Here is a 12475-nt window from a genome sequence, read left to right as displayed (position 1 = left end):
GTTACTTAATTATCTAACGAGGGCGAACAAAATTTAGCAATAAAAAACAAGCAGAAAAAAAGAAGTTTCCAGATACCAGGAAAGATTACCAGGAGCTGGAAACTTTTTTATTATTTAGCAATAACAAATTAAGATATCAGCTTAGCTTCTGAAGTAAGCTCCTGCAGCCCTGGTTTCAACAATTTAGAAATAGGGCAGTTTTGTGCTGCATTTTTTACATCTTCCTGGAATTTTTCTTCGCTGATACCAGAAACCCTTCCCTCAACAATGAGATGAGACTTTGTAACAGCACCGTTTTCGAAAGTAAGCTCGCACCTTGTTTGAAGATTCTCAGGTGTAATGCCGCTTTCCCCCAAAATAAATGTTAGTTTCATGGTGAAACAACCAGCATGGGCCGCCGCAATCAATTCTTCGGGGTTAGTACCTGAACCATCTTCAAAACGGTCTTTAAATGAATAAGGTGTATTGTTTAATACACTGCTTGGTGTTGTAAGATTTCCTTTTCCTTCTTTTCCTGAACCGTTCCAAACGGCTGTTGCTTTACGTATCATAAATTCTAAATTAAGAGTGTTATAAAAGGCTAAATTAAGTATTTGAAAGCTGGAATGTAAAAACAAGAACAAGTTTTCAAAGCTAAAGGCAACTAATAACAAACAGAATGAAAAAAGATTCAATCTATACATCAACCGGCCTGGTCAACTCCCCACTTAAGCTGGTCTCCAGGGAAGCTCTTAACTTATCATTCGACAGGCCCTTTCCCATGAGGTACATCAACTTCGTGACAGCAGCTTCAAAGGTCATATCATAACCGCTGACCACCCCCATTTCTTTTAGACTCCTGCTTGTATCATAACGTCCTAATTCAACTGAACCTGCCTTGCACTGAGAAATATTTACAATAGTTTTTCCATTATTGATCGCTGATTGTAAAGAATTCAGGAACCAACCTTCTGTACTAGCATTGCCAGAGCCAAAGGTTTCCATTACAATGGCATCAACATCTGAATGAAGTATAGCTTCCACAGTTTTTTTGGGAATACCTGGATACAGCTTCAGTACATTAATTGAACATTTCATCTCTTTATGCACGTTCAAATCACGGTTATTGCAGGCCATAATATTAGTATCATGAAATCGCAGGTGTACTCCGGCTTCAGCGAGTAAGGGGTAATTGGGCGAACGGAAGGCTTCAAAATTTGAAGAATTGTATTTGATGGTACGATTGCCTCGAAACAATTGAAAATCAAAATAGATACTTACCTCGGGGACTTTTGCTTTACCGCTTTCTTTTGCGGATGCAATCTCGAGGGCTGTAATCAAATTTTCCTTTGCATCTGTGCGTATTTCACCAATAGGTAGTTGAGACCCCGTAAACACAACAGGCTTGTTCAAACCTTCCAACATAAAACTCAAGGCTGAAGCGGTAAAAGCCATAGTATCTGAACCATGCAGAATCACAAAGCCATCAAACTGTTGGTAATTTTCTTCTATTTTACTAGCAATTTCCACCCAGATACCAGGGTGCATATCTGAAGAGTCAATGATCGGATCAAATGAATGAACAGTTATCTGGTAATCCAAACGCTTTAGTTCAGGAACATTTTCTACAATCTGACTAAAATCAAAAGGCCTTAGCACACCGGTCACCGGGTCATTAATCATCCCGATTGTACCGCCCGTATAAATGATCAGAATCCTGGTCATAGCTATTTTAACTTTACAATATCCGTTATAATTTATATACAGAAACACTTAACTTTGAAGACGTTCCTCTATTGCTGCGCTTTTCAGCCTTCCTCAAGGCAGCAGTAGTCTCCCAAAATGGCTGCACATATTTCCTTAAAAAAAATAAAACTATGGGAAGAATCTTTACAGTTGACTTTAATTACGGGAAAAAGGAGTATCCTGCACTGGTAAAAATATCTGCTGCTCATAACTTTTTTTCCGTTAGCTACCACATAGCCGATCCTTCCCTGCATCATTTACTTCCTGGTGGAAAGGTAAACTACAATAACGTAGATGGATTTACCAATATACAAGGCAACAATATAATTGTCCTTGACTTGATAGAATGTATCACCATCGCAGTTGAAAAATATTTGCATTTACCGCAAGAAGTGTAACCCATCACGCCTCACCCCTTGTCCAGCTCATTCTAGTCCGTCGGCTTCTACAATCTGGTAGTGTATGGCATGCGGCAGGGGTTCAATGGGACACCCCTTACTAATACCCCAAACTTTTGTAAAAGCAGCACCAAAATACAAGATCAGTGAAGAGTAAAATACAAACAATAAAAGCAGTACAATAGAACCAGAAGCGCCATACAAGTTATCTATGTTACTGTATGAAAGCAACCAATGCAGGATCAACCTTCCCAAATTGAACAACAGGCTCGTAACAAAAGCTCCTGTCAAGGCAACATGCCATTGCGGGCGGGCATCAGGCAGAAAGCGAAAAACAAACGCAAACCAAATAGTCACAATCACTACTGAAACCAAGTAATTCAATACACTATTGAAGTACCTGGCAGCATTAGGCAGTAGTTCTTTCATGTATCCCCACAAAAAAGCCTGCCCACCTTCTGCAATAAGACCTATTACAAAGAGAACACCGGCCAATACAATTACCATAATGGAAATAAGCCGGCTTCCTAAAACGGCCTTAAAGGGTACTCGTTCTACAGCCCTGATCTTCCAAACCTGGTTCAGCGAACTTTTAATCACTTTGAAAAGAGTGGTGGCCACAAAAAGCAGAAAGATAAATCCACCCAGGGTAATCAACCAGTTTTGTGCCATCCGCCGGAAAGCAGTCAGTGTAGCAATCACCTGCTGTGTGCTTGAAATACCAATAATATCTGATAAATGATCAAATAACTCCTTGCTGATCTTTTGCGGATCAAACACCAGACCTAGCACCTGTATCAGGATGATCAGGATGGGAGGAAGTGCGAATGTTGTAAAAAAAGCAGTCGCCCCGGCCATACGCAGGGGATCATTTTTTCCTAACTCGATATATGCCTGCCTAAAGAGTGTACCAATTTTTCCAGGGATGAATGTTCCCTGTTTAGCTTTTATTATTTCCATTTGGTTGTTTCTTCCATGTCTCAAAAGAGGACAAATTATAATATTTCAGAATTCAGTAAGGGAAACATACCGTTCAAGTAAAAAAAATCAGGCTTGGAAAGAATCTTTTTCCATTTATGAATGAGAAATACCAACTTGCCTTTGATACAATTTTTCTCATGTGCGTGGCCGCTGTTCTCAGCAATACCACAGAACTCCATTAAAGCATTTAAATTATACGCAGGTGGTCTTTACTACCTGCTTATTATTTTCAACCTGCTAAAGAATGACCTGTTATAAAATAGCCTGGGAGTGATTGCCCAGGCTATTCAACTATCTTTATTTTGGAATGAAGTTTCAAAAGATAGCAGAACTATGTTAGCTGCCCCTTTGCGTACCTCCGGTGTTAATCTTTTTAGTAAATCCTGTCGAGGTCTTTGAACCTTTGAGTATGAATTTAGACTGAGAACCGGTGTTTTTTGAGGCGCCATTCTTTTTATCGCCTTTTTTCCCTTTAGGTGTAAGCAATCCCATAGTGTATTGTTTTAGAGGAAACAAATGTAATTTATTTAAATGACGAATAATCCGATTGATGAATAACGAATAGGAGCAAAGTAGTATTTATTTCACTCCAAATTTTAATTTTATCCCTACAACCCAGTACATGAAACGATTCTACCTTTTTATTTTTCCTTTACTTTTTTTTATTAGCAGCTGCCGGCAACAGAACACTGAAGAAGGCCTACACGGAAAAGCAGTTAATATTCCAGATGGTGATACGTTCACCTTACTAACCAGTGACAATAAGACTATGCGTATAAGGCTGTATGGTATTGATGCGCCTGAACGGGGCCAGGATTTTTATCAAGCCAGTAAACAATACTTAGGAGACCTGTTGAGGGGAAAAAACATTACTGTGAAAGTACGTGATACCGACCAATACAAGCGAATAGTAGGCGAAGTATACCTAATGGATAAACGTAATGTCAACCAGGCTATGATTGAAGCTGGCCTGGCATGGCACTATAAGCAGTTTTCAAAAGACTATAACCTGGCAATTGCTGAAGAAAAAGCAAAGGAAAGACGTTTAGGACTATGGCAACAGCCCAATGCACAGCCACCATGGGAATGGAGAAGGGACAAACGGAATAAGAGTAAGCGAAAGGTTATGGATAAAAGCTAAACTGTATCCCTAAAAGAGTACAGTTTAGCCTGCATTGAAGATCTAAGCGCTTTTATCAGCAACCGGTCTATTGTTTTTCCTTTTGAAGTTCTTATTATAATGCTTTGAAGAACCGTTACTCTTAGGCCTAGGAGCTTGTTTCTGATCTGCCACAACTTTCATTTTGAATGGGTGCTCTTCATTGACCAGGATGGGCTTAGGAATCAACTTGTTGATATCCTTCAGGTAAGCCCTTTCTTCCCGGTCACAGAAAGAAAAGGTGATACCACTTGCCCCGGCCCTACCGGTACGTCCAATACGGTGCACATATGTTTCCGGCACATTAGGCAGATCAAAGTTGATAACATGCGTCAGGTTATCGATGTCAATACCGCGGGCGGCTATGTCAGTAGCGACTAACACTTTCAACCGGCCACTCTTGAAGTTCAACAATGCCCTTTGCCTTGCCTGCTGGTTTTTGTCGCCATGAATGGCATCAGCCTTGATATCTGCTTTCGAAAGTGCCTTGGCAATCCGGTCAGCACCATGCTTTGTGCGGGTAAAAACAAGTGTACGTGTAATTGCTTTCTCCTGTAAAAGGTGCACCAGCAAGGATTGCTTATCTTTCTTCTCGACCATGAATACCGACTGTTCAATGGTTTCAACAGGAGTAGAAACTGGCGTCACTTCCAGTTTAACAGGATTATTTAACAGGGAGGCTGCCAGGTCGGCAATTTCCCGTGGCATTGTGGCTGAGAAGAATAAAGTCTGCCTTTCCTCAGGCAGTTCTTTAATAATTTTCCTGATATCCCTGATAAAGCCCATGTCAAGCATACGGTCAGCTTCATCCAGCACAAATACCTCCAGGTGTGCCAAATGAACATATCCCTGGTTCATCAGGTCCAGCAAGCGGCCTGGCGTGGCAATCAAAATATCCGTCCCATTCCGTAATGCAAGGGTTTGTGTATTTTGCGAAACACCGCCGAAGATCACATCATGCTTTAAACCAGTATGCCTTCCATAATCATGAAAACTTTCGTCTATCTGCAATGCCAATTCCCTTGTAGGAGTTAATACCAACGCCCTGATATGTTTATAACCATTAGGATTCCTGTTTTCGGCGTGTAAGAGTTGCAGGGTCGGTATCGCAAATGCAGCTGTTTTGCCGCTGCCTGTTTGGGCACATCCTAACAGGTCTTTTTTTTCTAATACAACAGGTATTGATTGTTGTTGAATGGGAGTAGGCGTTGTGTAGCCTTGTGTCTTAACAGCTTTCAAAATGGGCTCGATAAGACCTAATTGTTCAAATGTCAAAATAATAACTAATTAAATATCAATAATATCAACTATCACTTGTTCATTAAAAATACAAGAAAGAAGTTGCTTTTTATATATACGCATCATCATTAGGACTTGACAATGCTTTGCAGGATGAAGTTAATCGAGCCTTAAGAAGAGAGCGGATATAATATAGGTAAAGATATGGAATGAAATACTAAGGGTTTGGTAAAACAGCCGTTCCTGGAGCCCCCTGTCCAAATCTTCACTTGCACATAACTTTAAAAGTTTTGTGCAACGCTAATGCATATGTTCCTGTCTATTGATATAAATAAAGCACAGAGTGAGCGTAAGATTTCTGAAAGATCAGACACTCTTCACTTTAAAAACACACAAAGTTTTAATAAAGGATTTGCATTAATAAATTTACAAATGCCTGAAAATTAACTATTTTCGATAAAGACATGTCTCCTGAAAACCAACGGATTGACTGGTAAAACACTCGGATTTCAAAATAACCTATTAACAGTCTTTTGCTATGAAGATGCTGCGTTTGATGATTTTATTTATTTTTTTTGGCCTACACTCAAATGCCCAGGATTTTGCGTTTAAAGCCGGCGAAAAGATCACCTATACCGTTTTTTATAATGTAATTGGATTATATATCAATGCTGGAACCGCTACATTTTCTACAACCAGGGTCAACTTTCAAAATTATGATGCCTACCATGTAGTTGGAGAGGGATCTACCAATTCTAAATATGACTGGATCTTTAAGGTCAGGGATCGCTATGAAAGCTATTTTGATGCAGATGACCTTAAGCCAATTAAATTCATTCGAAATGTAAATGAAGGTGATTATAAAAAGTATGAAGAGGTAGTTTTCGACCATGACAATAAAATTGCCATCACCAAAAAAGGTATGATCAAAATACCGCACCAGGTGCAGGATGTCATCAGCTCATTATATTATGCCCGGAATCTTGACTTTAATAACTATAAACCGGGTGATAAAATACCTTTCAACATGTTTTTAGGCGACGAAGTGTACAATATGTACATTCGGTATGTGGGTAAGGAATCGGTAAAAACCAAGTACGGCAATTTCAATGCAATCAAGATAAAGCCATTGCTACTGAAGGGCCAGACTTTCAATGGAGGAGAGAAAATGACCATATGGGTTACCGATGATCCGAATCACATACCGGTTCGTATTGAAAGCCCCATTGTGGTGGGGACCGTAAAAGTAGACCTGGTGGAATATCAAAATCTGAAGCATCCACTGACGGCGCTTACCAAGAAAAAATAATGCGTTTTTTGTCTACTATCACTCATCTATTAATCTTCAACTCAGCAAGAATTTCATATGATCGAAGCCGTGACCAATGATCATAGATCTGCGATATAATTATCAATTCAATTACACCTATCCCCTACAATAATGAAGTGACAATATGCAGAGCTTGCTCATCTGAATCTGCAGCTATAACATTGAAAGGCAGGTATCTAACTCTAAAATATCCTAAGGAAATTCGGCACCAGGTTGTATGATCTATCATATACTAGAAGCCCTTAAAAATGCAAAACTATCCCTGGATTGCTTATAGTTTTTTTATTAAATGTCGAAAATCTATGTATCAACATTATATTTTTTGATCACCCTAGAAATTCATAACTTCAATATCTTTAAAATATAGCTCTGTAACCGTCTTCTATTCCCTGAAAACTTCTAAATCCATAATTGTCAGAACTAATTGTTGAAGGCTGGTATTTTTCAATCGTATTGGCGTTTATAGCTGCTCCCATGCAGCAATCAGCAATTTAAAGTAGTTTTTGTACTCCCTGGAAATCAAAGAATCCACTTCTATGGAACAGCTGTGTACCTAGCTGTCAACGTCGAATCATGGAGCTGACACAGCCCAATAATAGCCATTTGCATATTAAGTCTGAAAATCAAGCACATGGGCCATAAGCTCTATTTAAAGTCCGGCAATGTCTGCAACATCTTTCTGTTGCTTATAGGCATCATGTTTACCTCTATCTCTTCCGCACAATTGTCCTTAAGAGATATGGTAATTATAGGTGGTGATGGCTCATGTCCTAACGGTCCTAACCAAACACCACCTTCTGGTTGCGGCGTGTTTATTTCCTCTTCAGCCATCGTACGTAGTGGTTCGGTGAGCAGTTATTCATTTATAAAAACCAATAGTGATGTTATTATTAATGGAAATATCCACAGCGGCGGCAGGGCTGATCTGGGTAATAATAACAATATAGGCGGCATTATTACTGTTGCCAATAGCAGTTCCCAATCAGGTTCAGCCTTATTAATTGGTAACAATGCAATATTGAATGGCAATATTGATGTGGCAGGAAATATTAACATCGGAAGTAGCCAGGTCAATGGCAAGGTTACTCACCCTTCTGGTACGACCTATACCGGTCCGGTACCAAAGGGAGGAGAAGTTATTGACACCCCGAGAATTCCGGCTTTGCCACAGATGCCAGCTATCACCAATTTCCCAAGTGCGGGCACAAAGGATATCACCAATTCAGGAGCAATCACACCTGATAAACCTTATCGGAATGTCAAACTAAATGGGAATAAAACCCTTACTTTTTCCGGGCCTGGAACTTATGTTTTTAATTCAATCAAAAACACAGGTTCTATAAATAAATTGGTTTTTGACTTCCAGAACAGCCCAACCGGTATCATCAAAATATACGTACATGGCGATGTGGATTTAGGCAAGTCCTCAATTGAGATCATTAGAGGCGGCAGCCCAAATCGTATTTATGCAGAAACACACGGTAACGGAGCTACCTCCGCCAACAAAACGACGGCCTGGAACATTGCCAATGGTTCTACAGATGGAACCTTTATAGCATGGCAAGGAACCATCTGGGCACCTTATGCGGCTATTAGTATTGGTGCGGGTACCAGTTCATCAAAAGCCATTGGCGCACTCTGGAGCGGTACTCAGGTAGTAATCAGCAGCGCGATTTCTATTGAGCATGCACCATTTGCAGAGCTGAAACTGGACTACTATCCTCCTGAAGTAACTGGTAAAACAGATTTGAAAATAGGCTCTCTATTAGCTTCACTTGGAGAGAACTTTGGAAATGTTACAGATTCTGCAAAGACTATCTACATGCTTAAAAATGATAGTGTTTATATCGATGCCATCGCATTTGAAGGCATGAAAGGTCAACTATATAATGAATTAATAAAACCAGAATATGGCCTTAACCCGGATACACTTCCCAATGGCCCATACAGCCGCACGATCACTGGATTATTCCCAATTGCCAATCTATTTAAACTGGACCAAATCCCCTATGCCCAGTACTATAAAGAACACACGCCTGCTATAGACAATGTTGGGATTACTCAAACCCAGGGCGATAGTGCGATGCAGACCAACTTTGTACGACAGGCTTACAATCTGAAAGGCACAGGCGTGAAAATCGGAATTATATCAGATAGTTACAATACTTTGGGAACAGCTTCAATCGGAGTTGGCAATAAAGACCTGCCAGGCACTACGAATCCTGACAATTCCACTCCGGTTCAGGTACTAAAGGAATATCCATTTGGAATACGGCCGGACGAAGGGAGAGCCATGGCTGAAACTATTTCCGATATTGCTCCCGGAGCCACACTTGCATTCGCTACAGGATTTATTACACCTGGCGATATGGCGAACCGGATCATACAGCTGCAACAGGCTGGCTGCGACATCATTGTCGATGATGTGACCCATCCTACAGAGCCTTTCTTCCAGGATGGACGGATCGCAAAAGCAGTTGAAAATGTTTCAAGTCTTGGTGTCACCTATGTTACCAGTGCTGGCAACTTTGGCGATAAGGCTATTGAAGGAACCTTTAACCCAAGCCCAGCCCCTGCACCACTTACAGGTCAATATGCGCATAATTTCGGCGGCGGAGATATTTATCAGGGAATCACACTGCCACCGGGCACTTACACTATTGTATTCCAATGGGATGACTTCTCTTACTCATCAGGCCAGCCCGGAGCACAGAATGATTTTGACCTTTATATGGTCAACAACCCAGCAAGCACACCGCTTCAATTGATCGGTTGGAACAGAAACAATCTAGGTGGCGACCCTATTGAATTCTTCCCGGTAACTGTTTCCACAACTACCCAGACCAACTTCATGATAGTAAGAGCTTCTGGTTCAGGAAATGTCCGATTCAAAATCATTGCGTTCAGAGGGAACCTGATTTTTAATGAGTACTGGCAGGGTAAATCTACCTGTGTAGCTCATGCCAATAGCAAAGACGCCATTACTGTTGGCGCCGTACGTTACTCTCAAACGCCACCTTATGGAGTAGCGGCTCCTGTTCTTGAACCATTCTCGTCCTATGGCGGTTTGGTAGTAAATGGTACAGATAGAATGAAACCAGATGTGGTAGCAACAGATGGCGGAAATACAACATTATATATGGGAAGTAACGATGTTGACGGGGATGGCTTTTTCAACTTTTTTGGCACCTCTGCTGCTGCACCACATGCTGCTGCCGCAGCAGCTTTACTGAAAGAAGCCAGAATAAGGTATTCCCTAACAACACCAACACCTGCGCAATTGAAAACTCTTTTAATAAATTCAGCACTGGACATGGGTGTATCAGGATATGATCCAAGCACGGGCAATGGTTTCATGAGACCTTATGTTGCCATCCAATCCTTTGCTGCCCCCAGAGCGTTTCTTGAAGAGCTATCCTACCAGGAAGGCGTAGTACCTGGCACACAACCCTTCACCTGCAAGGTGAAAGGAAAATTTATGAAAAACACTTCAAAGATCATTTTCAATGGCACGCCTTTGACGACCACATTTATCAATGAAAACGAACTTCAGGCCACTATACCAGCGTTTGCAGGCAATCCACCGCTACAGGTAACTACACCGTTCATTTCAGCCAGTCAATTAGATGGCGGCCTCTCCAATACGATCCGTTTCTTTGATGTTAAGCCAGTAGTTACCATTATTGCCGACGACACAACAAAGAAGTTCGCAGAAAAACTTCCGGCTTTCACAGTTACCGTTAAAGTAGATAATGTCTTATTAGAAAACACTGGCTATACATTAGATCAATTGGGCCTTACCCCATTACAATTGACCACACTGGCAACTTCTGCAAGCCAGGTAGGTAAATATGCTATTGTCCCCAAGAGAGATTTTGATCCTTCAAATCCAACTGATGTTGAATTACAGGCAACTTATGACTATGAGTTTGTCAATGGTATATTGACCATCAATAAACTTCCATTGAAGATCACACCAAAGAATAAAACTTTAACGTATGGACAGAAGATAACACCGTTCCAATTCACTTATGAATACAACCAGGCAAATATTGATAATGCAGTTGGATTACCAAATCTCCTGGTATCTCAACACCAGAACAACGTAATTGATACTGCAGTGATCCTTGTCAGCCCGTATGCTGTTGCTAATGGGGAAACATTAGATGATGCGGATTTATCAAATATGGGCGCGCTTGCAACGAAAAACACATTAGACAGCGCCAGCCAGTTGGTAAATCCCTATGCTGTTGCCAATGGTGTTCCTGCTCCGTTTTCTACCAGGATCATCGAATTAGCTCAGGAAGCTGTCTTTCAATACCTGGCAACACCAAATTCAACCTCACTAACCAATCCTTATGCTGTAGCGAATCCCTATGCGGTTGCGAACCCTTATGCTGTGGCCAATCCTTATGCTGTAGCCAATCCATATGCGGTGGCCAACGGTACTGCTGCAGTGAACAACATAACTCTCAGCAATGCTGCACCGATTCTCAATAGTGAAACCGTGACTACCACCAGCAACAATAAGCTGATATTGATCATAGACTCCTTAGATGTTTATAGTTCTAATGCCTCCATAACAAACATCGCTTCCGTCAATATGATTACAGGCTATACAGCAGGCGTATATAGGGTTGTACCCGGAGCATTTCTCAACGGCAACTTCGAATTATCCTATGGACTTGGTACACTTACGATCAATATCTCCGACCTTAACGTAACAGCAAAAGACACATTCATATTCCAGGGCGGCACCTTACCGAAGTTCACATCAACAATGACAGGTTTCCAATATTTTGACAACCAGCAGGTCACAATATCATCAGGCCCTCAATTTACACTCTCTCCTACTTACACTGGCAATGCCGGCGAATACACGATCACGCCTAAAAACGTACAGTTTGTATTTCCGGTTACATACAACCCTTTATATAAACCGGGAACTTTAATTGTAAATCCAAAAGGCAAAGGCGCCAAAAAGATCAAGCCATTCCTGGAATGTGTAGCCTACGTACCTGATGATCCATCAGGCTTTGACTATATTGCTTACTTTGGTTATACCAATGATAATAGATCAACAATATATGTTCCGGTTGGTGAGGATAACTTCTTTACAGCAGCACCAAATTCTTATATCGGTCAGCCACCTGTAAAGTTCCTGACTGGCACCCACAGGTTCCCAATACACTTTGATGGAACAAAATTGATCTGGACAGTTGCCACATTTGATGTGAATCAGAAAAGTTCAGTGGGTAGCAGCGCCAGTTCAACCTCTAATCGCTGCGGAGCCAACAATGTTATAACCAGTATACAAGCCATGCCGCCATCTGAGCGTAATTTGGAACAAACAAGCCCGGAAAGAAAGATTGCTTATCCAAATCCAGCCACCAATATGGTCATCATTGATGCGATCAGCGGAACGATCAGTACACAAGCCATCCAGGTATACGATGCTTACGGAAGAAGCTTTGGCGTTCATCATGTAAAAAAACTATCCGAACATAGTCTTGAAATCAATATATCAGGTTGGGCACAGGGAACTTATTTCATCAGGGCAAAAGTTGACGATAGATATGAAACATTCACTGTATTGAAAAAGGGTACACAATAACAGATCTTACCCTATGAATGCAATATAGA

The 12475-nt window shown here is 41.0% G+C and carries 9 protein-coding genes; 4 read left to right on the top strand and 5 right to left on the bottom strand.

From position 1 onward, the window contains the following. Positions 1 to 128: 128 nt before the first annotated feature. Together OCK74_RS00775 and OCK74_RS00770 are read right to left on the bottom strand one after the other, a co-directional pair. Positions 129 to 551, bottom strand: a complete 423-nt coding sequence (locus OCK74_RS00775; protein WP_279295065.1) for an OsmC family protein — start codon at positions 549 to 551, stop codon at positions 129 to 131. 124 nt (positions 552 to 675) lie between these two features. Further along, on the bottom strand, positions 676 to 1704 hold the full coding sequence (locus OCK74_RS00770) for an asparaginase (RefSeq protein ID WP_279295064.1): 1029 nt from the start codon (positions 1702 to 1704) through the stop codon (positions 676 to 678). A gap of 152 nt (positions 1705 to 1856) precedes the next feature. Here OCK74_RS00770 and OCK74_RS00765 point away from each other — a divergent pair, with 152 nt between their 5' ends. Continuing rightward, positions 1857 to 2123 carry a hypothetical protein gene (locus tag OCK74_RS00765; protein ID WP_279295063.1) on the top strand — a complete coding sequence of 89 codons (267 nt, stop codon included), beginning with the start codon at positions 1857 to 1859 and terminating at the stop codon, positions 2121 to 2123. A gap of 27 nt (positions 2124 to 2150) precedes the next feature. Here the strand turns inward: OCK74_RS00765 and OCK74_RS00760 are convergent, their stop codons facing one another. Then, entirely contained in the window at positions 2151 to 3083 is a 933-nt protein-coding gene (locus tag OCK74_RS00760) for a YihY/virulence factor BrkB family protein (RefSeq protein ID WP_279295062.1), read from the bottom strand. A 357-nt stretch (positions 3084 to 3440) separates the two neighbouring features. Next, complete coding sequence (locus OCK74_RS00755) at positions 3441 to 3596, bottom strand: hypothetical protein (protein ID WP_279295061.1); 156 nt, start codon at positions 3594 to 3596, stop codon at positions 3441 to 3443. 130 nt (positions 3597 to 3726) lie between these two features. Here OCK74_RS00755 and OCK74_RS00750 point away from each other — a divergent pair, with 130 nt between their 5' ends. Beyond that, positions 3727 to 4245 (top strand): thermonuclease family protein, encoded by a 519-nt coding sequence (locus tag OCK74_RS00750; protein WP_279295060.1) that lies wholly within the window; start codon positions 3727 to 3729, stop codon positions 4243 to 4245. A 42-nt stretch (positions 4246 to 4287) separates the two neighbouring features. On the opposite strand, the gene OCK74_RS00745 is transcribed toward OCK74_RS00750, so the two are convergent. After that, a complete protein-coding gene (locus OCK74_RS00745) occupies positions 4288 to 5538 on the bottom strand; it encodes a DEAD/DEAH box helicase (protein ID WP_279295059.1) in 1251 nt (416 codons plus the stop codon). 502 nt (positions 5539 to 6040) lie between these two features. Here OCK74_RS00745 and OCK74_RS00740 point away from each other — a divergent pair. Both OCK74_RS00740 and OCK74_RS00735 read left to right on the top strand, forming a co-directional pair. After that, positions 6041 to 6811, top strand: a complete 771-nt coding sequence (locus OCK74_RS00740) for a DUF3108 domain-containing protein (protein ID WP_279295058.1) — start codon at positions 6041 to 6043, stop codon at positions 6809 to 6811. 652 nt (positions 6812 to 7463) lie between these two features. Continuing rightward, the gene (locus OCK74_RS00735) at positions 7464 to 12446 is read left to right on the top strand and encodes a S8 family serine peptidase (protein ID WP_279295057.1); all 4983 of its coding nucleotides are present in this window, start codon (positions 7464 to 7466) and stop codon (positions 12444 to 12446) included. The last annotated feature ends 29 nt before the right edge of the window (positions 12447 to 12475 follow it).

The sequence above is a fragment of the Paraflavisolibacter caeni genome, from assembly GCF_025628885.1.
GTDB lineage: Bacteria > Bacteroidota > Bacteroidia > Chitinophagales > Chitinophagaceae > Flavisolibacter > Flavisolibacter caeni.
This window is presented reverse-complemented; position numbering and strand designations above follow the sequence as displayed.